Below are 21,945 nucleotides of genomic sequence, written 5' to 3'. Positions count from 1 at the left end.
CTCAGCTCGGCTGGCAGGCGTCCTTGAGGCTGCACGAGATGCACGATTGTCCGCATCCGTCGGCCTCGGCGGGTGCCGGCACTGCCGCGGCTGCGCGGGCACCGATGGATCCGCCGGCTGCGGCGATGAACAGCGCTGCAGCGAGGGCAACGACCACTCCGACGACCGCTGCGATGCCGCTCAGTGCGAGTGCGGCTACGCCGCCGATGGCCAGTACCAGCGCAGATGCGGCTGTGGTCGGGCCGGCGACACGGTTCGCGAGGACGAACGTCTCGTTGTCGCGCATTGCCTCGGGGGTACGGACACCGGCGAATCGATTGCGCGGGAGCCGGCCGAGCAGCGACAGGGCAGCGACAGCCCCGACGACGAGGGCGAGCACGAACAACACAACCGAGACGATGACCACCTGGCCAGGATACGGCGCAGCGAGGTCCTGGTACCAGGCGGGCCGCGTCACACTTTAGGCTGGTAGGTGTGACCGATTCCGTTGAAGCATCCACCGAGTCCGCTCCCGAGTACCGCTACACAGCCGAACTCGCCGGGCGCATCGAGGAGCAGTGGCAGGACCTGTGGGAATCGCAGGGCACCTTCGACGCGCCCAACCCGGTCGGAGCGCTCGCCGGAGACGTCCCCAAGGACAAGCTCTTCGTCCAGGACATGTTCCCGTACCCGTCGGGCAGCGGCCTGCATGTCGGGCACCCCCTGGGCTACATCGCCACCGATGTATTCGCGCGATACCACCGCATGCAGGGACGCAACGTGCTGCACGCACTGGGCTACGACGCCTTCGGACTGCCCGCCGAGCAGTACGCCGTGCAGACGGGTACGCATCCGCGCAGCACCACCGAGGACAACATCGTCAACATGCGACGCCAGTTGCGTCGCCTGGGTCTCGGACACGATCGTCGACGGTCCCTGGCGACGACGGATGTCGACTTCTACCACTGGACGCAGTGGATCTTTCTGCAGATCTTCAATGCCTGGTTCGACGACGAGCTCGGCAAGGCGCGCCCCATCTCGGAGCTGGAGGCGGAATTCGCCTCGGGTGAGCGGACCTTGGACGACGGCCGCTCCTGGGAGTCGCTGACCGTCGGTGAACGCCGCGAGGTGATCGACGGCTTCCGTTTGGTGTACGAGTCGAACTCGATGGTCAACTGGTGCCCTGGTCTGGGTACCGTGCTGGCCAACGAGGAGGTCACCGCCGACGGACGTAGCGATCGCGGCAACTTCCCGGTCTTCCGAAAGAACCTGCGCCAGTGGATGATGCGCATCACTGCGTACTCCGATCGGCTGGTCGACGACCTCGAATACCTGGATTGGCCCGAGAAGGTCAAGACCATGCAGCGCAACTGGATCGGGCGCTCCCGCGGTGCGCAGGTCTCGTTCTCCGGGATCGAGGTGTTCACCACTCGACCGGACACACTGTTCGGTGCCACCTACGTGGTGCTGGCGCCCGAGCACGATCTGGTCGACGGCATGGTGGCCGAGCAGTGGCCGGCCGGAATTTCGGACAAGTGGACCGGCGGCGCCGCGACACCGGCCGAAGCCGTTGCCGCATACCGCGCGTCGATCGCCGCGAAGTCCGATCTCGAGCGGCAGGAGAACAAGGAGAAGACCGGCGTCTTCATCGGTGCGTACGCCGAGAACCCGGTCAACGGTGAGCAGGTGCCGGTGTTCATCGCCGATTACGTGCTGACCGGGTACGGCACCGGCGCCATCATGGCCGTTCCGGGCCACGACGCACGTGACTGGGAGTTCGCGACGGCATTCGATCTGCCTGTGCGCGAAGTCATCTCCGGTGGCGACGTCACCGAGGCGGCTTACGTCGGCGACGGTGAGTTGGTGAACTCCGGTTTCCTCGACGGCCTGTCGGTGGACGACGCCAAAGCCGCCGTCATTTCCCGATTGGAGTCGGAAGGCAAGGGCCGCGGCACAATTCAGTACAAGCTGCGCGACTGGCTCTTCGCGCGCCAGCGCTATTGGGGCGAGCCGTTCCCGATCGTCTGGGATTCCGAAGGCAACCCGCACGGACTGCCCGATTCTGCTCTGCCGGTGGAACTTCCCGAGATCGAGAACTACGCCCCGGTGTCGTTCGATCCTGACGACGCCAGCTCCGAGCCGTCCCCACCGCTGGCCAAGGCCGACGAGTGGGTCAACGTCGAACTCGATCTGGGCGACGGACTGCAGACCTACACCCGCGACACCAACGTGATGCCGCAGTGGGCCGGTAGCTCTTGGTACCAGCTGCGGTACGTCGACCCCACCAACTCCGAGGCCTTCGCAGACCCGGAGAACGAAAAGTACTGGGTGGGGCCGCGTCCCGAAATCCACGGACCCAACGATCCGGGCGGAGTGGATCTCTACGTCGGTGGCGTCGAGCATGCGGTGTTGCACCTGCTGTACTCGCGCTTCTGGCACAAGGTGCTGTTCGATCTGGGTCACGTCAGCTCCAGCGAGCCCTACCGACGCCTGTACAACCAGGGCTACATCCAGGCCTACGCGTACACCGATTCCCGCGGGGTCTACGTACCTGCAGCCGAGGTCGTCGAACGCGACGGCGGCTACTTCTATCAGGACCAGCCCGTCAACCGTGAGTACGGCAAGATGGGTAAGTCGCTGAAGAACTCGGTCTCACCCGACGAGATCTTCGCCGAGTACGGTGCCGACACTCTGCGTGTCTACGAGATGTCGATGGGTCCGCTGGACACCTCACGCCCGTGGGCGACGAAGGACGTCGTCGGCGCGCAGCGTTTCCTGCAGCGCGTCTGGCGACTGGTACTCGACGAGGTGACCGGCGAGGTTCGCGTCACCGACGCCAAGCCCACCGAGGACACCCTGCGAGTGCTCAACCGGGTGATCGACGGTGTGCACGCGGATTACGCTGCGCTGCGCGACAATACGGCTGGTGCCAAGTTGATCGAGCTGACCAATCACATCACCAAGGCGTACCCCGACGGTGCTCCACGCGGTGTGGTGGAGCCGTTGATCCTGATGCTCGCTCCTTTGGCGCCGCACCTCGCCGAGGACCTGTGGGGCAGGCTCGGACACGAGAAGTCGTTGGCGCACGGGCCATTCCCGCGCGTGGAGAAGAAGTGGTTGGTCGCCGATACCGTCGACTACCCCATCCAGGTCAACGGCAAGGTCCGCAGCCGCATCACGGTGCCCGCCGATGCAACGAAGGACGACGTCGAGAAGACGGCATTGGAAGACGAGAAAATCGTGGCCCTGCTCGACGGGAAGGCCCCGACCAAGATCATCGTGATCCCTGGTCGCATGGTGAACATCGTTCTGAAGTAGCTCTCGCCTCCGCCGAACTCGAAGTTATGGATGAAAATCTTGCGATTTCCGTCCATAACTTCGAGCTCGCGGGGGTTTAATTTGTTGCATGTCACTGGCTGGTAGAGGGTTTGCGTTGAGGCTGATTGCCTCCGTCGTGCTACTTCTCGGGTCCGCGACGTTGGTGAGTGTCCCTGTTGCACAAGCAGATCCGGGACCCGGCTCACCGATTCCTGCCGACGATCCGTTCTACGATTGGGACGGCGGCCTGGACGTCTCCCCGGGGACGGTGCTGCGGTCGAGGCCCATGACGTTCCGTACCCCCACCCAGCCGACGCCGATCACAGGTAGCCAGGTGCTCTACAGGACTACCGACCAGCAGGGCGACGGTGTCGTCACGGTTGCCACGGTGCTGCGGCCCTTGGTCCCCGGGCCGACGCGGATCGTCTCGTACCACATGGCGTACGACGCCCTGGGCTCTCAGTGCAATCCCTCGTACACCCTCAGCGGCGGGTCCACGAGTCCCATTGCCGGCGCGGAACAGACGGTCATTGCCGGTTACCTTGCAGCCGGCTACACCGTCGTCGTGCCGGATTACGAGGGCGAGGAGCTCGAATGGACGATCGGGCGGCAGTCGGGCTACGCCGCTCTGGACGGCATTCGTGCGGCGCAGTCCCTCCTGCAGCTTCCGTCGAGCACGCCCGTCGGCCTGGTCGGGTACTCCGGTGGATCCGTCCCGACGCAGTGGGGTGCCGAAGTTGGCCCCGAGTACGCACCCGAGCTGAATCTGGTCGGTGCGGCGGCCGGCGGGCTACCGGTCGACCTGGCTCACAACCTTCCGTACGTCAGCGGTAACAGAGAGTGGGCGGGTGTCATCCCGGCACTGATCGTCGCCTACGACCGCGCGTACGGCCTCGACCTGAACAGCTTCGTCTCCGACTACGGCTTCGAGGTGATCGATCAGGTCGATCAGGAGTGCATCGCCCAGTTCGCCGACGACTACCCCACGCTCACCGACGCCTCGATGGTGAAGGCCCCGTACACCTCCCTGCTGGATGTACCCGAGGTGGTGGCGGCGATCGACGACAACATCATGGGCAGCCAGGGCACCCCGCGGACGCCGATGTTTCTGGCCGTCGGTCACGCCGATCCGATCGGCGACACCGTCATGATCACCGGCGACGTGCAGGGACTGGCGTACGGCTACTGCGGCCGGGGCGTGGATGTGCAGTACGCGCAGTACGACGGCCTGACGCACAGCGACGCCTTCCCGGTATTCGAGGCGCAGAGCCTGCAGTTCCTGACCGAACGGTTCAGCGGTGGGCCGACGCACAGCAACTGTGTGACGATCCCGCCCGGCAATGCCTTGACCCCGACTTCGTAGTTCTCTCAGATGGCCCCGAGATCGGCAGACAGCCAGTGTTCGGCGCGCAGGTAGAACACCACGTTCTCCTCGTGCTCTCGGTTGGCCATCTCGAGGTAGCCGTCGACCTTCTCCGGGGGCAGGTAACGGGCTGCCATGGCGCGCAGCAGCTCCGGGGTGCTCGGCTCCTCTCGCGCCACGGGGCCCTCGACGCTGACGTAGCGGATCGTCGGATCGGACTGCTCGATCATCAGGGTGAATCGCCCTGCAGTCCTGATCAATTGGGCCTTCTTGGACGTGGCACCGGTCAACACCCAGGCTTCACCGCCGGGGGTGTAGTCGTACCAGATCGGTACCGTCAGCGGGCCACGGTCCGCCCCGGCCGCTACCGAGAGGGCGGCGATATGCGATTCGGCCAGATACTCTTCGCGTTCTGTCTTCGACAGTGCCATGAATCAACCGTAAGACTTCCCCGGGCGAAGTTCCAGACCTGATTCGACGCCCGATGTGGCCTGATCCTGGTCCGCCGTGGACAGTGGAGGGATGCCGATCGACGAGCCGAAGATTGCGGGTAGCCCCGTGGGTCGCCGAGTCGTGCTCGGCCTGGTGGCGGCCGGGGTCGCGGGCATCGTCGGTGGGGGCGCGGTCCAGAAGGGTCTCGCGTCCGTACTCGGGCCGCTCGGAAATCACGATCCGACGGGACTGATCGGACTGATTCCCGTCGGGAACAATTTTCGGTTCTATTCGGTGACGCAGGGCGCGCCGCGCAAGGACGAGAACTCCTATGCCCTGACGGTGGGCGGTTCCGTCGACACACCGCGCACGTTCACGCTGCAGGACCTCCGCGCGATGCCGCAGACGTCGTTGGTACGTGACTTCCAGTGCGTGACGGGATGGCGGGTACCCGAAGTTGCCTGGAGCGGAGTGCGATTGGCGGATGTCCTCGATGCCGTCGCACCCACCGCGTCGGCGACGTCGGTGCGGTTCACCTCGTTCGACGGCACGTATACCGAGAGCCTGACGCTCGAGCAGGCCCGTCGCGACGACGTGCTGGTTGCGTTGACCATGCTCGACGGCCCCGTCACCCACGATCACGGAGGTCCGGTGCGGTTGTTCGTCGCTTCGATGTACGGCTACAAGAGCATCAAGTGGCTCGGCGGAATCGAGCTGACGGACAACGTGGTTCCCGGATACTGGGAGAAACGTGGATACGACATCGATGCGTACGTCGGCGAGTCGAACGGACGTCGAGATGACCCCACGAGCTGACGACCGCGCACGGTTCGACCGGGTAGAACGGTACGTGCACTGGGCAGTCGGGGTCTTGGTGATCGTGTGCATGGTGACCGCTGCGATTCTGTACATCGGGTCGCTCGCGGTGCTTGTCGGCAATCGTCCGGTGGTGGAGTTCGTGCACGTGTGGTCGGGCTTTCTGTTGCCGATTCCGTTGATCCTCGGTGCGGTCTCACGCAGCTATCGCACGGACCTCGGCCGTCTCAACAGATTCGTCGCCGACGACTGGAAGTGGTTGCGCTCCAAAGCACGTCGACTCGGGGCGGTGGGGGTCGGGAAATTCAACGCCGGCCAGAAGCTGAACGGTGCACTCAGCGGCGGGTCGATTCTGGTACTCCTCGGTACCGGCGTCGTCATGTACTTCTCAGCGTGGAGCCCACTGCAATGGCGTATCGGTGCAACATTCGTACACGACTGGTTCGCCCTGGGATTCGGGCTGCTCGTCGCCGGTCACATCACCTACGCGTGGCGTGACCCGGAAGCAATGCGCGGAATGACACAGGGTGCCGTGACCAGGGAGTGGGCAGAGCACGAGCATCCGGAGTGGTGACAACAGTTCAGTCCAGCGTCCTCACGCTGGCCGTATCGCAACACCGGGCATCAGTATTCGCAAGACACCCTGCGCCACTTCGGTTGCGGACTCCGCAGGACGCGTCAGGCAGCGGAAGAGAATGTTGTTGGTCAACATGATTGCGGCTTCGAGTGCCGGTGCGTCGTCGCTGAACACGCCGCTTTCACGTCCGCGTTCGAGAATGGGGACCACAGCGGACGGGAGGTAGAGGTTTTCGATGACCGTCGTGATGGTGCTCGGTTGGTGGAATTGTTCGAAGCTCAACGCGAGCAGCATGCCCGAGCTCATGGCTCGATTGTCGATGACGAACTCGCCCAAAGAAACCAACGTGCGTTGCAGTGCGGTGGCGGGGTCGACTCCGAGGCGTTCGTCGGCGCGACGGAGCCGGAGCACACGGTCGAATTCGGGCTTCAGCGCCGCAACGATGATGTCGACCTTGCTCGGAAACAGTCGTCGAAGGTCTTCTACGCGGATCTTCGCCGCCGCCGCGATGTCGGCCAGGGTGACCAGGAAGTAGCCGTTGTCGACGAACAGAGTTTCGGTCGCCGCGATCACGTCGGCCTCGAGGTCGGGCCGCAGAGCATCCGAGATTTCGCCCGGATCGGGTTGGGCAACGGTGCGGTCGGAATGCAGTGGGTCTATGGCCCACTGAAGAATCGAGTTGGTGGCCGATGCAACGTCGTCGGAGGACACCGAGCCCGGCGTGAGCACCTCCCGGAGCGCCAGCCCATCGAGCAGAGCCCCGACGACCGCCGAGAGGTTTGTCAGCGACAGTGGTTGGCGCAACGAACCGCCGTGAGCCTGCACCGCTTGACCGATGATGGATCGCAGGTCGGTGTCGAAGCGCTCGAACTCGGGGATTACGGCCTTTCGGGCACCGTTGTGGTCGGCAGCCAGCAGCACTGCGACGAGGCGACGTCGCATGAGACCGGACGTGAGGTCGTCGAACAGGGCCGACACCGAACCTTTCACGTCCTGCGTGCCGGTAGGAGCTGCCGTCCCGGTGTAATCGAGTGTGAGGTGGTCGAGGAGGTCTTCGACGAAAGCTTCCTTGCCGCCGGACCCGCCGCCGCGAGAGTTACCGGGGTACGTGTTGTGGAAAGTTTGGTGCGACAGCCCCGCGCGTTCGACGACGGCCGAGATAGAGAGCGAGCGCGCAAGGTCGGTCGTGTCCATCTCACCGAGCAGGCGATATCCGGCCTGGAGGAACTGCTCCCGTGGGAGTGACTTCTGGTTCACCGACAACCGCCCTCGTCCACCTGCGCCGCATTGTTTGGATCTTGAACTATAGCAACTGGATGGTCCGGATCCCGCCATTTAGTTTCAACTAAAGCATGGTGTAGCCGAACATGCTTTGTAGAGCAAAGCCTCGAATAAGCTTGTGTTGCATGGAGTTCGGCAACCGTGGTCAGATTCAGACCGGTCCGTAGGCCGATTGCATGAGGAGGCCAAGATGGTAGCGACGAATCATCGACCCCAACTTTATTCGCGAGTCTCGGTGTCGAGCGGCGTCCGCTCTCCACTCGGTACCAGGCCCGGCGGAGCGAGGCCCACCCCTGCGCCCGCGCGGGCTGTGCGGGTGTACACCTCACCGGGCCTGACCGCGCGTGAGATCACCGTGCTCAAGGCGTGGCTGGACTGCGATTCCAAGGTCGACGTGGGCGCACGCCTCCACATCGCATTGGGCACCGTCAACACGCACCTGACGAGGATCCGCGACAAGTACTCCCGCGTCGGACGCGCCGCTCCCACGAAAGCTGCACTCGTCGCGCGCGCCCTGCAAGACGGCATCGTGAAACTGGACGAGCTCTGAAGCTGGGTTGTCCGCGTTGCTGAAGCCTGTGGATGCGTTCCCGAGCTCTTTGGCAGTCGCCGCCCCGGACCGTAAGCGATAGATCATCCGAGTGAATGAGAAGACTCCATTCGTCCACTGGCAAGGGTGAAGAGGGAGATGCAGTCGGTCCTGTGAACAACGCCGGGGTCGAGCTCTTGTTGTGAGTGGAAACTCGACCCCTGCTACGAAGTTTCGCTCACCTGGTGCGGAGCACCAATTCCGTGGGGTGAGCATCGGCGGGAGTATCGATTGCGTTGCGCACTGCACGGGCAACGGTGCTGGGCTGCAAGAACTTCGAGCCGTCGTACTCCCCGCCTTCGTGCGCGACGATCTCCTGCTGCATCTCGGTGTCGATGCGTCCTGGGTGCACCGAGGTGACGCGCAACGACGGCTCCTCGAGGCGCAGTGCATCAGCGAAGGCGCGGAGCGCGAACTTGCTCGCCGCGTAGGCACCCCAACCGGGGTTGGCGCGTATGCCGGCACCCGAATTGATCAGCACCACATGGCCTTTGGCGGAGCGCAGTGCAGGGAGTAGCAATCGAGTGAGTTCGACGACGGCGATGACGTTCACCTCGTACTGGCGACGCCAATCGTCCGCCGTCGACTCTTCGACCGTCCCGAGTGCTGCCACCCCGGCGTTGTGCACCAACACATCCAGAGAATCGATGTTCGACGCGGCAGCGGCCACCGCGTCCGGATCGGTCAGTTCCACCGGCCACGGGGTGGACCCGGACAGTTCCGACGCAATGGGGGCGAGGGACTCGGTGGACCGACCACCCAGCAACACGTGATGGTCCGGAGCGAGCAATCGAGCGATATGGGCCCCGAGACCCCGGCTTGCTCCGGTCACCAACGCAGTACGAGTCATGAACTCAGGTTAGCTAGAAGCTCATCCCCGCCTCGGATGCCCATGCCTGGGTGGTGTTCGCGCCGTCGAGTTCCTCGCGGATGATGTCTGCGTGGCCGGCGTGCTGCGAGATTTCGCGGAGGATGTGCAGAACCGTGAATCGTGCGCTTTGCCAGATCCTTTCGGGTGCCCACGGCGCCGTCGGGACAGGTACCGACAGGTCGAGGTCCAAGGTTTCCAGCGCTGCCGAGGTGGCACCGGCCACCTCTTCCCATTCGGCGACGAGTCCGGCGACGGTCTCGTTCTCGGCCATCACGTACTCGCTGCCGGCGGCGGCCATGTCGAATTCGGCCGTCTCGTCCAGCTCTGCGATCACTGTCATCCAGTGGCGCTCGTTGCTGATCACGTGGTGCAGCAGTCCGCCGAGGGTCAGCTCGCTCGCGGTGGTGCGGGTGCGTGCTTGTTCCTCGCTGATGCCGCGGACGGTGATGAGAAAGTTCGCGCGCTGTTCGGCGAGCATTTTCTGAATGTCGGTGTTCTCGGTGGCCATTGTTTTCCTCCTGGTAGCTGGTGAAACTCACACTAGGAGCGATCGCGGACACCTTCGGTCCGCAATCCAACCGAGCAGAAATCGGCCGCCGGACGCAAACTATCTGCATGGGCGATCGCGGTTTCACTTCCACGCAGCTGGCCGCACGTGCGGCGTATCTGCTCCGAGGCAACGACCTGGGCACCATGACCAGCGCAGCACCCAGGTTGTACCCGCACATGTGGAGTTGGGACGCCGCATTCGTTTCCGTCGGCTTGGCACCGCTGAGCGTCGAGCGGGCCGTCGTGGAGATGGACACGTTGCTGTCGGCGCAGTGGAAGAACGGGATGATTCCGCACATCGTGTTCGCCAACGGTGTCGACGGCTACTTCCCCGGCCCTGCGCGGTGGGCCACCGGGACGCTGGCGACCCACGCTCCGATGAGTCCGCAAACTTCCGGAATCACCCAACCGCCCGTCCACGCGATCGCCGTGCAGCGCATTCTCGATCACTCCAAACGCCACGGCCGCACGACGCGAGCGGTGGCGGAGGAGTTCCTCGATCGCCGCTGGGGTGATCTGGTGCGGTGGCATCGTTGGCTCGCCCAGGCCCGCGACGTCGACGACAACGGACGTATTGCGCTGTTCCACGGCTGGGAGTCCGGCATGGACAATTCGCCGCGATGGGATTCGGCCTACGCCAATGTGGTTGCCGGTGAGATGGATCCGTATTTTCGCGAGGACAAGGCGGTCATCACGGACTCGTCTCAGCGGCCCAGCAATCTCGAGTACGACCGCTACATCTGGTTGGTGGAGGAGATGAAACAGGTCGGCTACGACGACGATGCGTTGAAGACCAAGATGAGCTTCGCCGTCGAGGACGTGTTCGTCAGTGCCATCTTCGCCGTCGCGTGCGACGTCCTCGCCACCATCGGGGAGGACCACTCGCGGCCGCGCTCGGATGTGCGCGAATTGCGCGGGTGGGCGGACAAGTTCCGCACGGGAGTCATCGCGACCACCGACACGCGTTCGGGCGGGGCACGAGATTTCGATCTGCGGACGGGTCAGTGGATCGGCACCGAGACCATTGCCATGTTCGCGCCGCTGCTGTGCGGAGGACTGCCGCGCGAGCAGGAGCGCAATCTCATTCGGATCTTCGAGGGCACCCGGTTCTGCGGGCATCCGGATCTGCGGTACGCGGTACCGCCGTCGACGTCCCCGGTGTCGAAGGACTTCCGTGCTCGCGAGTACTGGCGTGGACCGGTGTGGCCGGTGATGACATGGCTGTTCTCGTGGGCTTTCGCACGCCGCGGGTGGTCGGAGCGATCACTGTCTTTGCGAGACGAGGGTCTGCGTCAGGCGAGTGACGGCAGCTTCGCCGAGTACTACGAGCCGTTCACCGGCAAGCCGCTCGGCAGCATGCAGCAGTCCTGGACGGCCGCTGCCGTGCTGGATTGGCTCGGATGAGCCGGCCGGGTCAGCTGAGGTAGCTGTCGACCAACGGGCCGACGACGTCGAACGAGGTGGCGTCGGGCACGAGGTACTTGGCGATCGTGCCGCAGACGAAGGGGTGCCACGCGGAACCGGAATCGGTTCCCATCGAGGACACGGCGAGGATGTCGCCGAAGTAGATGCCCGGCAGGTGCCGCTGGGCGAGTTCGTCGTTGTGCGAGGCAACGGCGAGCAACTCTTCGGCGTGGCTGCGATCGATGTCGTCGCCCATGGATCCGAGCAGGTCGGCGCTGTCGGCGCTGGACCGAACAGGGTCGCTGTCTAGCAATGTCAGTGCACCGACCGTGACGCCGCGACTCTGCAGCTCGACGGCGATGGCGTGCGCGAGTACTCCACCGAAGGACGTGCCCAGCAGGTGTACGGCACCGTCGCTCTGGATGCGAACGATGTCGTCGGCGTACTGCGAGGCCAAGGCGACGAGGGACTCCGCGAGCTCTCCCGACGTCGGGACCTGGACGCCGTAGATGGGACGCGCGTCGTCGACATGTGCTGCGAGTTCCGCGTAGCAGTCGACCAGCCCGACGAGAGGGTGGATGCAGAACACCGGGTCGAGGTGGCCGGCCGTACGAATCGGTGCGATGGTCGGCACCGCGTAATCGGACGGGTCGAGTTCCGTGAGAGCCACGTGGATGCGTTCGTTCACGACAGTCATGGGTGCGCCTCCGAGCCAAGAGAAGTAGTTCGTGTTTCTATGGTTTGTTCGTGCCGACTCTGGGTATGTCGCCGTCGGCAGCGTGAGTGTTACCCACGTCTCATCGAGAACGACTCAACCACGTCTCGGAACAGAACGCATTAGTGACTGTTCACCATCGTCGGCTCGGGTCCACCGGGCGTCCCGCACGTGTTTTCCCGCCGATGACGGGCGTCCACCTGCAGATCCAGCAGCCAGACCAGCAGTGCGGCGACCGCGAACACGGCCCCCGCAGCGCACACACCTGCCCACTCGAAATGCTTCCACGCCAACGTCCCGACGGCAGATCCTGCTGAGGCGCCCACGAAGTACGTCGTCATGTAGACGGAGTTGATTCGGGCGCGAGCAGCCGGTTCCAGGGCGTAGACGATGTGCTGGTTGCTCACGTGCACGCCCTGCAGTGCCAGGTCGAGAAGTACGAATGCGACCACGAACACCACCCAGTAGTGGCCGCCGACGGCGAACATCGGCCAGAGCGCGATCAGCAGAACCGCACAGGTACCGCTGGCCCATTGCACCAGTCCGCGGTCTGCGAGCCGGCCCGCGACGGAGGCCATCAACGCGCCGCCGACACCGGCCACTCCGATCAGTCCGATCTGGACGGCACCGAAACCGAACCTCGACGACAGCAACAGCGTCATCGTCGCGAACACCGTGCTCACCGACGCGAAGCCGAGACCGCCGAGCACCGCGCGAGTCCGAAGCCTGGGGTGGGTGCGCACCAGCCGAATCATCGACACCAGCGCCGAGCCGTAGGTGACGTCCGCCGTCACGGTGTTGCGTGGCAGCACCCGCCACAGGCCGACCGCGGCGATCAGCATCAACACCGCGGCCACACGGTAGACGCCCTGCCACCCCGTCACCGACGACAGCAGCCCCGAGATGCTGCGGGCCAGCAGGATGCCCGTCAGCAACCCGCCCATGACCACTCCGACGATGCGTCCCGCTTGCTCCGGGTGCGCCATCGACGCGGCGAACGGCACGATCACCTGCGCCGCCACCGAGAACAGTCCAGCGATCGCCGTGCCGACGAGGAGCCAGGAGAGGCCGGGAGCGAATCCGGTGATTGCCTGACCCGTCGCAGCGAGAATCATCAGCCCGACGCTCAACTTACGGCGATCGACGACGTCGCCGAGAGGCACGATGAGCAGCAGGCCGAGGGCATAGGAAATCTGTGCGACGGTCACCGAGGTGGCTGCGGCCGTCTCGGACACGTCGAATTCGGTGGCAATGAGGTCGAGTAGCGGCTGGTTGAGATAGTTGCCGCCGGCCGAGAGTCCGGTGGCGATCGCCATCAGGGCGACGACGGGGGTGCTCACGCCGGTGCGCGAGGTGCTTGCTGTCTTCACATGAACAAGGGTGCTCGTTGCACATCCAGCTGTCCAATAGAACGTTACGAACGATCGATCGTCTAAACAGATAGAGTTGCGAAGCGTGGAACTCAGACACATCCGGTACGCCGTGGCGGTCGCCGAAGAGCGGCACTTCGGGCGTGCAGCAGCTCGGCTGCGAGTCGCTCAATCGGCGCTGAGCAGCCAGATCAGAGACCTGGAAAAAGAGCTGGGCGTAGAACTGTTCGCGCGCACGAGCCGAAGCGTCACCATCACCCCGGCCGGACAGATCTTTCTCGAACGCGCGCACAGCGTGCTCGGTGCCGTGTCCCGATTGGTGGCCGACGTCGCGCCCGATCCCACGACCGCCATCAGGCGGCTGCGTATCGGCATGATTGCGCCTCTCGCCCGTGTCGATCTGGCCGCGGTGGTCGGCCGGATCTCCCAGCGATTTCCCAACACGTCGGTGACGTTGCTGCCGCGGCCGAGCGCCGACGTTCTCGACGGCATCGCACGCGGAGACCTCGATCTCGGAATCATCGGGCTCGCGCCCGGACGCCCACATCCGGGGTTGACCGTTACCGCCCTGTGGACCGAGCCACTGTCACTGTTCGTCGGTCCCGATCATCCTTGGGCTCAAAGGAATTCGATACGGTTGGCCGACCTGTCCGAGATGACGATGATCGACCGGCCGGCGGGAAGCGAGGCCAGACTGCAATCCGATCATGCATTCACCCGCTCGTCGGTTCCCCGTGGACGCATTCTGGAGGCCGATTCTGCCGACCTCATCGGTCAACTCACCGCAGCAGGGTTGGGGGTGACACTGCTGCCGTCATCCTTGGCGTCGATCCTCCCCGAACTGCACATGATCGACGTCATCGATGCACCGACCCGAACGGTGTCGGTGGTGACCAACCCCGAGCACGCGAATGCCGCGATCGCCGCCGTGGTCGAGGATTTGATCGCGTCGTCGGTGGCGAAGTGATCACCGCCCGATGCCCGTAGTCGAGGGTTCGACTACGGGCATCGTGGCTCACTCGAAACAGTCTGGGCTAGGCGGACTTCCACACCGCGACGATGGACGGCCGCGGCTGCGTGTCGCCGCCGTCGGGCCAGTGCGAGATCGGAGCGTCGGCGGTGGCGTCGTCGCTTTCACCCGGGTGCTGGACGCAGACCATGACGCGCTCGTCGGTGACGATGGGGCCGCAGGTCTCGCCGCCGGCGGGGACCGTCAGGAACTGACGTGTCTCGCCGCGACGGGGGCCGTCGAGCACCACGGCGAACAGGCCGTCGTTGGAGTCGAGGGCATTACCGTCGGTCGAGACCCACAGGTTGCCCTTCGAGTCGAAGGCGAGGTTGTCGGGGCACGAGATGGGGCTGACCTGACTCTTGTCGAATCCGCCGAAGTACGTGTCGGCCTCGTTCGGATCACCGCAGACCAACAAAAGGTTCCACGTGAACGACGTCCCGGCGTGGTCGTCGTCGAGTTCGAGTACCTGCCCATTCTTGTTCTTGTTGCGGGGATTGGCCTCGTCGGCGGCCGCCTTGCCCTCGGTGCCGCGGTTGGAGTTGTTGGTCAGTGCGACGTACACCTTGCCGGTCACCGGGTTCGGTTCGAAGTCTTCGGGGCGGTCCATCTTGGTTGCGCCCACTGCGTCACCCGCCTGACGGGTGAACACGGCGACTTCCTCGGCCGACATGCCGTCGACGAGAGACTTGCCGCGGCCGTCCTCGCCGGTTTCGAGCAAGGGGATCCACGTTCCGCTGCCACGGAATTCACCGTTGGAGGGCAGCGTGCCCGAGCCGTCGATCTCGTCGGGCGTATCACCGGTGAGGCTGGCGACGTACAGCGTGCCGGCGTCGAGCAAGGTCAGGTTGTTGCGCATCGCGGCCTGGCCGTTGCCGGGCATCATCTTTCGGCTCGAGACGAACTTGTACATGTAGTCGAAGCGTTCGTCGTCGCCGCTGTACGCCACGACGGTGCCGTCGTCGGTGACGTGGATGGTCGCGGCCTCGTGCTTGAACCGGCCCAGAGCGGTGTGCTTGATCGGGGCCGACTGCGGATCCCACGGATTCACCTCGACGATGTAGCCGAATCGGTTGACCTCGTTGGGTTCCTGCGCCAGATCGAATCGCTTGTCGAAGCGCTCCCACTTACGTTCGCTGGCACCGCCTTCGACGCCGTAGCGCGACAGGCGCTTGGCCACAGTCGCATCCGTGACGGTCTCGGCGTTGGCGAAATACTGGTTGAAGTTCTCCTCGCCGGAGAGCACCGTTCCCCACGGGGTCAGACCGCCCGAGCAGTTGTTGAACGTGCCGAACACCTTGGTGCCGGTGGGGTCCACGCTGGTTTTGAGGAAGTCGCTGCCTGCGGCGGGCCCGGTGATGACGAACTCGGTGGTGCCGGTGATGCGCCGGTTGTACTGGCCCATAGCGGGGGTGAGCTTGCCGGTGCCCGATTCGCCCTGCACCTGCACCACGGAAAGTCCATGTGCCGCAAGGGCTACGTCGAACTGCTCGCGGGTGGGGTTCTCCGCGTCGTACCCCTTGAACATTGCCGGCTCGGTGCTGTACTCGTGGTTGACCACCAGCAGGTGGGCGTTGGGCGTGCCCTCGATCGGCAGCAGGCCGGCGAAGTCGTTGTTGAAACCGAACTGCTTCTCCTGCGCCGCGCCGGTCTGCTTGTCGAAGTCGAAGGCCGGTGCGCCCGCGACGACGGCGTCGCCCCAGCGGATGACGATGCCCTGCTCGTAGCCGTCGGGAACGACGACCGCGTCCTCGGTGTTCGGTTCCACTGCAACGAAATCCACGCCGTCGACGGGCGGGGTATCGGAGCCCGAGGTGGTCGAGGTTCCGGTGGCTGCCGGCTCGTCGGTCGAGCATGCGGCCAGCGCGCTACCCGCGCCGACGGCGAGCACTGCCATCGCCCCGCCCTTGATGACGCCGCGCCGTGACATCGCAGTCTTGACGATGTCGCCGAAGTACTGGCCCTTCGACGTATTGGGAATCTCGTGGAAACAGGCATCGCCGCACTTGTACTTGCAGGTCAACGATGATCGTTTGGAGCTTCCGTCGTGAACGGCGAACAGGGGCAGTGGCTTCATGTCACGGCACGCTGTCACCCAAAAGCGAAAGTAAAGGAACGCTCAGGTGAAGTCCCGGATAACGAGGTAACCCTTGGTCGCTGCTACAGCACCTGCGAGAGGAACGTCTTCAGTCGATCGGTGTGCGGATCGTCGAACAACTGCTCCGGCGTTCCGGTTTCGACGGCGCTGCCGTGATCCATGAACAGGACCTTGTTGGACACCGACCGTGCGAAGCCCATTTCGTGGGTGACCACGACCATCGTCATGCCGCCCTTGGCGAGGTCGGCCATCAATGCCAGCACTCCCTTGACCAGTTCCGGGTCCAGTGCAGAGGTGGCCTCGTCGAAGAACATCACCTCGGGCTTCATGGCCAGTGCTCGCGCGATGGCGACGCGCTGCTGCTGGCCGCCGGAGAGATTGCCCGGACGCGAATCCGCCTTGTTGGCCAGGCCCACCAGTTCGAGCTGCTCCATCGCGGCCGCGCGCGCCGCATCCTTGTTGAGCCCCAGCAGCTTCTGCGGCCCGAGCGCGATGTTGTCGGCGACGGTCTTGTGCGGGAACAGGTTGAAGTGCTGGAACACCATGCCGATGCGTTGACGAAGTTCGTCGGGATTGTCCTTCAGCACCGACTTGCCGTCGAGCAGGATGTCTCCCTGCTCGGGCTCGTGCAGGCGATTGAGGGCCCGCAACAGCGTGGACTTACCCGAGCCCGAAGGCCCGATGACAGTGGTGGTCTTACCTGCGTCGACATGCAGGCTCACCCCACGCAGAACCTTGTTGGTACCGAACGACAGGTGAATGTCCTTGCCGGTCAGAGAAACTGAAGTCACGTCGGCTACCTCTCCACCACGATGGATGTTTCGACGGGACCGAGGGTGCCCGAGGTGTCGGCCTTACCGGATCGCAGGCGTCGGTCGATGTAATTGACCAGGTGCGTCAGTGGGATGGTCAGGATGAGATAGAACAATCCGGCGGCCAGCAGCGGCGAGAGATTGCCGGTCTGGGCGGCGGTGTCCTGGCCGACGCGGAACAATTCTCGTTGCGAGGCAAGCAGACCCAGGAAGTAGATCAGCGAGCTGTCCTTGATCAACGAGATGAACTGGTTGACGATCGCCGGCAGCACGCGCCGAATGCCCTGCGGCACGACCACCAGGTTCATGGACCGGCGGTAGCTGAAACCCAGTGCGCGGGAGGCTTCGAGCTGTCCGGAGTCGACACTCTGGATGCCGGAGCGGAAGATCTCACCGAAGTAGGCCGCTGCCATCAACGACAGTGCCAGGATGCCCAACGGGAACGGGCTTCTGCTGCCGGTGAATTGGGTCAGCGTCGGGCCGAACCCGAGGCCGATGAGCAGGATGACCACGGCGGCGGGTAGTCCACGAAAGATGTCCGTGTACACCCGCGCCGGCCACCGGAGCCAGCGGGTGCGGGAGATACCCGCCACCGCCAGCCCGAGTCCGATCACGGTACCGATCACTCCCGACGAGACCGCCAGAATGAGGGTGTTCGGCAATCCGACCGTGACCAGTTTGGGAATGGTCTCGCCGATCAGTTCCCAATCGAAGAACGTGTCGTACAGATTCGACAGAGTGCTCATGAGGTACGAGTGCCCTTACGACGCCGGCAGAACGGACGCCTTGCTGCCCGGCTTCCAGTCGGCGGGGACCTCACGGTCCGGGTACCACTGCTTCTCGAGCGTGCTCCAGGTGCCGTCGTCGACCACGGCGTCGAGGCCGGCGTTCAGGGCGTCGATCAACGGCTGGTTGTCCTTGGCGACGGCGTAGGCGGTGAAGTTGGTGGTGTTGATGGTCTTCTCCAGAATGGAGACACCGTCCTCGGTCTTGACCTGACCGGTTGCCTGCTGCGACGGCGCGACCCAGGCGTCGACCTGGCCGGACTTCACGTTCGCGTACGCGGTGTTGTAATCCGGGAACCGCACCGGCTCGATGCCGAGGGTGTTGGTGACGTAATCGTCCTGCACGGTGCCCTGCACCACGGCGATACGCTGATCGGCGTTCAACTCGGCGATCGTCTTGATCGAGTAGTCGTTCTTCGCGACCAGTGCCATCTCACCGAAGTCGTACCCGTTGGTGAAGCCGACGGTCTGGCGACGCGCATCCGTGGTCGAGATGGACGAGGAACCGGCGTCGTAGACCTTGTTGTTGACCGCTGCGAGCAGGCCCGAGAACTCGGTCGCCGAGAACTCGACGGTGAGGTTCAGCTTGGCCGCGACGGCTTTGAGCAGCTCGTTGTCGAAGCCGGTGAAGTTGCCTGCGTCGTCGATGAAGATGTTCGGCGGCGCGTCGGACAGGGTGCCGACGTACAACGTCCCCGGCTTGATCAGACCGAGGTTCGCGGTGTCGATCTGATCGAGCGCGGTGACGCTGTCGGTCGTGTACTTGTCGAGCGAGGCCTGGTCGGAACCGGCCAGAGCGTTCTCGCCGGTGCCACCCGAGCTTCCGTCGGAACATGCGACGGCTCCGAGCGTGAGTGCGAGCGTCGCAGCAACTGCTGCGATGGCACGGCCTCGTAAACGACGTGTGTTCAAGATGAAGCTCCTAGGTGCAATCGGGAGGGACGAACGAGGCTATCGTGCCGATGGAGGCACACGACAATCACATTGCAGTTGTATGAAGCAACCCGCTTGTTCCCGAAATTCCCTCACCTCAATCGCGTCTAGCGGTGTGCGTCCCGCCACGCGATGGCCTCGCCCAGTTCCGTGAGGTCGTAATCCGGTCCCCCGGTACCGACGGTGAACAGCGTGGCTCCGGCGTCGACGAAGTCATGTGCGGTGTCCGCGCCGGGCCACGAGACCGAGCGGGTGATGCCCGAGGTGTCCCGCCCGACGGTGGTGCCGTGCTCGGCGAGGATCTCGGATTTACGCTTCAGTGCATCGAGGTCGGCGAAGCTGTGCCAGATGTGGGCGTACTCGGCCACGAGCTTGAGGGTCTTCTTCTCACCGCCGCCGCCGATGAGGATCGGGATGTCGCGCGTCGGGGCCGGGTTACCGACGTCGAGGCGGTGCCGAATCCTGCCGAGGCTCTCCTTGAGCAGCGCCAGACGTGAACCGGCCGTACCGAATTCGTAGCCGAAGTTGTCGTAGTCTTTCTCGTTCCATCCGGCACCGATGCCGAGAATCAGTCGGCCGCCGCTGATGTGATCGACGGTGCGCGCCATGTCTGCCAGCAGGTCGGGGTTGCGGTAGCCACCTCCGGTGACGAGCGCGCCGATCTCCACGTTCGACGTCTGCTCGGCCCAGGCACCGAGCATCGTCCAGCACTCGTAATGCGCGCCGTCGAGGTCGCCGTACAGCGGATAGAAGTGGTCCCAGTTGAAGACGATGTCGACTCCCGCGTCTTCGGACCGCAGCACCGCGTCGCGGATCAGCTGATAGTCGGGCGCGTGCTGGGGCTGAAGCTGAACACCGATCTTGACGGTCATGTACGTCTCCTCGTCGTGTGGGCTGTCTCACCCATGATGCACCTCGTTTCGCGCGATGCACGTCGCCCGAGATCAGCCGACTCGTACTCCGCTCTCGGCCATCATCGCCCTGAGGACGAACCCGGCCTCGGAGCCGACGATGTCGCCGACCAACGTGATGTAGCGATCGACGAACGCTCCGCCGTGCTGTTGCTCGTCCTCGTCACCAAAGTGGTGAGCCAGTTCGTGGAGCACCACCAGCTCGCGCAGCGCCCAGGCCCGATTGCTCTGATGCAGGGGTACCGCGATGGTCGCGGCGTCGCGTTCGTAGTGGGCGGCACCCGACCCGGATCTGGCCCGAACGGTCACCGTCCGGCCGGCGTCGGGCCAGGTAGTAGCGATCCAGTCCAGCGCCAGCACCGCATCGACGTAGCTCTGCACGGATTTCAACGAGGCGAACTTCCGCTCGATCGGCAGCGTGATCATTGAGCCCAACACCGTCACGACGCGGTTGTCGCGCTCCTCGGCTCGATCGAACATGATCCGCACCATATGTTCGGCGTCGTACACCGCCGACCGCTGCGCATCCCTCGGTCTGCTCACTCGTCCAGCTTAAGCAGGTCGAGTTGTTTCCGTACCGGCGCTCGCCTATGGTTCAAGTGACAACGATTGTCGAAGTCATTCCCACTTCCAGGCTCAGGAGTTCGTCGTGCTCGTCGTCGAGAATCTCCGCATCGACGCCGGACGCACCCGCATCGTCGACGGCGTCTCGTTCGAGATACCCACGGGTCGACGCGTCGGTCTGCTGGGCGCCTCGGGTTCGGGCAAGTCCTCCATCGCATCGGCTCTGGTCGGATACCTCCCGCCGGGCATCACGTGTTCCGGTCGCGTCGTCGTCGACGGCCACGATGTCGCTGGTGTTCCGACCCCGCAGCGGCCGCGCACCGCACGCCCGGCGATGGTCTTCCAGGATTCCGCGACGGCGCTGAACCCGATGGTCACCGTCGGCCGGCAATTGCGGACGGACGACGCAGCCGCGCTGCTGGCGCGAGTGGGTCTGCACGACACCGCGCGCATCCTGGCCTCGCACCCACTCGAACTCTCGGGAGGTCAGCGTCAACGAGTGTGTATCGCACTGGCATTGGCGCGCGAATGCTCGTTTGTGATCGCCGACGAACCGACGACGGCGCTCGACGTGTTGAGTCAGGCGCGAGTCCTCGACGCCCTTCGGCAGATGCCGTCGCTGCTGCTGATCACCCACGACATCGCCGTCGCCGCGCAGTTGTGCGACCACCTGCTGGTTCTCGATTCCGGCACAATCATCGAATCCGGTTCCACTGCAACGGTACTCAAGAATCCATGCTCGGATCGAACGCGACAGATGATCGACGTCGCTCGGGCGGCTGATCCGTTCCGGCAGCTGGTTGCATCGTGAGCCTGGACGAGGCTGCCGGTTTGGTGGGTACGGCACTCACCCGGCAGTACGACCGGCACGGCACGTCGCACACCGCGTTGGATGCCGTCACGTTCGCGGTGCCGCCGATCGGGCGTATTGCCGTCGTCGGTGAATCCGGTTCCGGTAAAACGACATTGCTGCGCCTGCTGCTTGCCGTCGATGCCCCGAGCGGCGGAAGGATCTCGCTCGACGGGCGAGTCGTCCGACCCGGATCGGCCGGATCGCTACGGTGGTTCCGCCGCCGGGTGCAGTACATTCCGCAGGATCCGGCGACCAGCCTCGACCCGCGCCGCAGCGTCCTCGACCTCGTCGCTACTCCGCTACGCCTGCTCGGTATCGAGGGTGATCACCGAGCCATGGCCACCGGCGCATTGTCTGCCGTCGGACTCGATGCGCACTTCCTGGCTCGCCGTTCGGCCGAGCTGTCCGGCGGGCAGAAACAACGAGTCGCCATCGCCCGAGCCGTGGCCTGCGCGCCGCACTATCTGTTGGCGGACGAGCCGGTCAGTGGACTCGATCCCGACCTCCGAGAGCAGGTACTCGATGTTCTTGCCGGCCTACCGGGTGCGCTGCTGATCGTCAGCCACGACCTGTCGGCCGTGACCAGACTCTGCAGCGACGTGTCGGTGATGCAGGAGGGTCGCATCGTCGAATCCGGTTCTGTCCGCAGCGTTCTCACTCGGCCCCAACACGAGCACACCCGAGATCTGATCGACGCCGTTCCTCGGCTCACGTAA

20 protein-coding genes and 1 pseudogene are annotated in these 21,945 nt (G+C 64.5%); 9 read left to right on the top strand and 12 right to left on the bottom strand.

Translation table 11 applies throughout. The features are described from left to right. Position 1: 1 nt before the first annotated feature. Positions 2–406, bottom strand: a complete 405-nt coding sequence (locus tag ASH04_RS22710) for an SdpI family protein (RefSeq protein ID WP_057474655.1) — start codon at positions 404–406, stop codon at positions 2–4. A 68-nt stretch (positions 407–474) separates the two neighbouring features. On the opposite strand from ASH04_RS22710, the gene leuS reads away from it, so the two are divergent. Beyond that, the gene (gene leuS / locus ASH04_RS22705) at positions 475–3,297 is read left to right on the top strand and encodes a leucine--tRNA ligase (RefSeq protein ID WP_057474594.1); all 2,823 of its coding nucleotides are present in this window, start codon (positions 475–477) and stop codon (positions 3,295–3,297) included. 88 nt (positions 3,298–3,385) lie between these two features. Beyond that, the gene (locus ASH04_RS22700; RefSeq protein WP_057474593.1) at positions 3,386–4,660 is read left to right on the top strand and encodes a lipase family protein; all 1,275 of its coding nucleotides are present in this window, start codon (positions 3,386–3,388) and stop codon (positions 4,658–4,660) included. Positions 4,661–4,665: 5 nt separating this feature from the next. On the opposite strand, the gene ASH04_RS22695 is transcribed toward ASH04_RS22700, so the two are convergent. After that, entirely contained in the window at positions 4,666–5,091 is a 426-nt protein-coding gene (locus ASH04_RS22695; RefSeq protein ID WP_057474592.1) for a pyridoxamine 5'-phosphate oxidase family protein, read from the bottom strand. Between the two features lie 91 nt (positions 5,092–5,182). Here ASH04_RS22695 and ASH04_RS22690 point away from each other — a divergent pair, with 91 nt between their 5' ends. Together ASH04_RS22690 and ASH04_RS22685 are read left to right on the top strand one after the other, a co-directional pair. Then, a complete protein-coding gene (locus ASH04_RS22690) occupies positions 5,183–5,908 on the top strand; it encodes a molybdopterin-dependent oxidoreductase (RefSeq protein WP_032367969.1) in 726 nt (241 codons plus the stop codon). Next, on the top strand, positions 5,892–6,482 hold the full coding sequence (locus tag ASH04_RS22685; protein ID WP_032381865.1) for a cytochrome b/b6 domain-containing protein: 591 nt from the start codon (positions 5,892–5,894) through the stop codon (positions 6,480–6,482). The genes ASH04_RS22690 and ASH04_RS22685 overlap by 17 nt, the downstream gene beginning before the upstream one ends. Positions 6,483–6,503: 21 nt before the next feature. Here ASH04_RS22685 and ASH04_RS22680 read toward each other — a convergent pair whose 3' ends face one another. Next, positions 6,504–7,742 carry a TetR/AcrR family transcriptional regulator gene (locus ASH04_RS22680; RefSeq protein ID WP_057474591.1) on the bottom strand — a complete coding sequence of 413 codons (1,239 nt, stop codon included), beginning with the start codon at positions 7,740–7,742 and terminating at the stop codon, positions 6,504–6,506. Between the two features lie 340 nt (positions 7,743–8,082). On the opposite strand from ASH04_RS22680, the gene ASH04_RS27355 reads away from it, so the two are divergent. After that, positions 8,083–8,316, top strand: coding sequence for a LuxR C-terminal-related transcriptional regulator (locus ASH04_RS27355; RefSeq protein ID WP_032367970.1), 234 nt, complete (start codon positions 8,083–8,085; stop codon positions 8,314–8,316). 217 nt (positions 8,317–8,533) lie between these two features. On the opposite strand, the gene ASH04_RS22670 is transcribed toward ASH04_RS27355, so the two are convergent. Together ASH04_RS22670 and ASH04_RS22665 are read right to left on the bottom strand one after the other, a co-directional pair. Next, a complete protein-coding gene (locus tag ASH04_RS22670) occupies positions 8,534–9,205 on the bottom strand; it encodes an SDR family oxidoreductase (RefSeq protein ID WP_032399372.1) in 672 nt (223 codons plus the stop codon). A gap of 13 nt (positions 9,206–9,218) precedes the next feature. Then, on the bottom strand, positions 9,219–9,734 hold the full coding sequence (locus tag ASH04_RS22665; protein WP_027495035.1) for a DinB family protein: 516 nt from the start codon (positions 9,732–9,734) through the stop codon (positions 9,219–9,221). Between the two features lie 107 nt (positions 9,735–9,841). On the opposite strand from ASH04_RS22665, the gene ggh reads away from it, so the two are divergent. Next, positions 9,842–11,179: a glucosylglycerate hydrolase gene (ggh, locus tag ASH04_RS22660; protein ID WP_027495036.1), complete on the top strand. Its 1,338-nt coding sequence runs from the start codon at positions 9,842–9,844 to the stop codon at positions 11,177–11,179. A 10-nt stretch (positions 11,180–11,189) separates the two neighbouring features. On the opposite strand, the gene ASH04_RS22655 is transcribed toward ggh, so the two are convergent. Both ASH04_RS22655 and ASH04_RS22650 read right to left on the bottom strand, forming a co-directional pair. Further along, positions 11,190–11,876, bottom strand: coding sequence for a thioesterase domain-containing protein (locus ASH04_RS22655; RefSeq protein WP_057474590.1), 687 nt, complete (start codon positions 11,874–11,876; stop codon positions 11,190–11,192). A 140-nt stretch (positions 11,877–12,016) separates the two neighbouring features. Then, complete coding sequence (locus ASH04_RS22650) at positions 12,017–13,210, bottom strand: MFS transporter (protein ID WP_235580077.1); 1,194 nt, start codon at positions 13,208–13,210, stop codon at positions 12,017–12,019. Positions 13,211–13,349: 139 nt separating this feature from the next. Here ASH04_RS22650 and ASH04_RS22645 point away from each other — a divergent pair, with 139 nt between their 5' ends. Beyond that, a complete protein-coding gene (locus ASH04_RS22645; RefSeq protein WP_057474588.1) occupies positions 13,350–14,231 on the top strand; it encodes a LysR family transcriptional regulator in 882 nt (293 codons plus the stop codon). Between the two features lie 67 nt (positions 14,232–14,298). Here ASH04_RS22645 and ASH04_RS22640 read toward each other — a convergent pair whose 3' ends face one another. The 5 genes and pseudogenes from ASH04_RS22640 to ASH04_RS22615 form a co-directional block, all read right to left on the bottom strand. Beyond that, positions 14,299–16,350, bottom strand: a complete 2,052-nt coding sequence (locus ASH04_RS22640) for a PhoX family protein (protein ID WP_057474587.1) — start codon at positions 16,348–16,350, stop codon at positions 14,299–14,301. A gap of 83 nt (positions 16,351–16,433) precedes the next feature. Next, on the bottom strand, positions 16,434–17,162 hold the full coding sequence (locus ASH04_RS22635; protein ID WP_174557188.1) for an amino acid ABC transporter ATP-binding protein: 729 nt from the start codon (positions 17,160–17,162) through the stop codon (positions 16,434–16,436). A 5-nt stretch (positions 17,163–17,167) separates the two neighbouring features. Continuing rightward, a pseudogene (locus tag ASH04_RS27350) lies at positions 17,168–18,883 on the bottom strand (ABC transporter substrate-binding protein/permease). Between the two features lie 125 nt (positions 18,884–19,008). Beyond that, the gene (locus ASH04_RS22620; RefSeq protein WP_057474586.1) at positions 19,009–19,773 is read right to left on the bottom strand and encodes an LLM class F420-dependent oxidoreductase; all 765 of its coding nucleotides are present in this window, start codon (positions 19,771–19,773) and stop codon (positions 19,009–19,011) included. A 72-nt stretch (positions 19,774–19,845) separates the two neighbouring features. Continuing rightward, on the bottom strand, positions 19,846–20,355 hold the full coding sequence (locus ASH04_RS22615) for a TIGR04338 family metallohydrolase (RefSeq protein ID WP_057474585.1): 510 nt from the start codon (positions 20,353–20,355) through the stop codon (positions 19,846–19,848). 106 nt (positions 20,356–20,461) lie between these two features. On the opposite strand from ASH04_RS22615, the gene ASH04_RS22610 reads away from it, so the two are divergent. Together ASH04_RS22610 and ASH04_RS22605 are read left to right on the top strand one after the other, a co-directional pair. After that, on the top strand, positions 20,462–21,187 hold the full coding sequence (locus ASH04_RS22610) for an ATP-binding cassette domain-containing protein (protein ID WP_057474584.1): 726 nt from the start codon (positions 20,462–20,464) through the stop codon (positions 21,185–21,187). After that, on the top strand, positions 21,184–21,945 hold the full coding sequence (locus ASH04_RS22605) for an ABC transporter ATP-binding protein (RefSeq protein WP_200937350.1): 762 nt from the start codon (positions 21,184–21,186) through the stop codon (positions 21,943–21,945). Before ASH04_RS22610 ends, ASH04_RS22605 begins: the two co-directional genes overlap by 4 nt.

Source organism: Rhodococcus sp. Leaf233 (genome assembly GCF_001426165.1).
GTDB lineage: Bacteria > Actinomycetota > Actinomycetes > Mycobacteriales > Mycobacteriaceae > Rhodococcoides > Rhodococcoides fascians.
This window is presented reverse-complemented; position numbering and strand designations above follow the sequence as displayed.

Excerpts from the sequence above, each read along its gene's own strand:
- ASH04_RS22690 (WP_032367969.1), top strand. The coding sequence starts at position 5,183 with ATGCCGATCGACGAGCCGAAGATTGCGGGTAGCCCCGTGGGTCGCCGA.
- ASH04_RS22650 (WP_235580077.1), bottom strand. The coding sequence starts at position 13,210 with ATGGCGATCGCCACCGGACTCTCGGCCGGCGGCAACTATCTCAACCAG.
- ASH04_RS22640 (WP_057474587.1), bottom strand. The coding sequence starts at position 16,350 with ATGAAGCCACTGCCCCTGTTCGCCGTTCACGACGGAAGCTCCAAACGA.
- ASH04_RS22665 (WP_027495035.1), bottom strand. The coding sequence starts at position 9,734 with ATGGCCACCGAGAACACCGACATTCAGAAAATGCTCGCCGAACAGCGC.
- ggh (WP_027495036.1), top strand. The coding sequence starts at position 9,842 with ATGGGCGATCGCGGTTTCACTTCCACGCAGCTGGCCGCACGTGCGGCG.
- ASH04_RS22695 (WP_057474592.1), bottom strand. The coding sequence starts at position 5,091 with ATGGCACTGTCGAAGACAGAACGCGAAGAGTATCTGGCCGAATCGCAT.
- ASH04_RS22700 (WP_057474593.1), top strand. The coding sequence starts at position 3,386 with ATGTCACTGGCTGGTAGAGGGTTTGCGTTGAGGCTGATTGCCTCCGTC.
- ASH04_RS22670 (WP_032399372.1), bottom strand. The coding sequence starts at position 9,205 with ATGACTCGTACTGCGTTGGTGACCGGAGCAAGCCGGGGTCTCGGGGCC.
- ASH04_RS22655 (WP_057474590.1), bottom strand. The coding sequence starts at position 11,876 with ATGACTGTCGTGAACGAACGCATCCACGTGGCTCTCACGGAACTCGAC.
- ASH04_RS22620 (WP_057474586.1), bottom strand. The coding sequence starts at position 19,773 with ATGACCGTCAAGATCGGTGTTCAGCTTCAGCCCCAGCACGCGCCCGAC.
- ASH04_RS22685 (WP_032381865.1), top strand. The coding sequence starts at position 5,892 with ATGACCCCACGAGCTGACGACCGCGCACGGTTCGACCGGGTAGAACGG.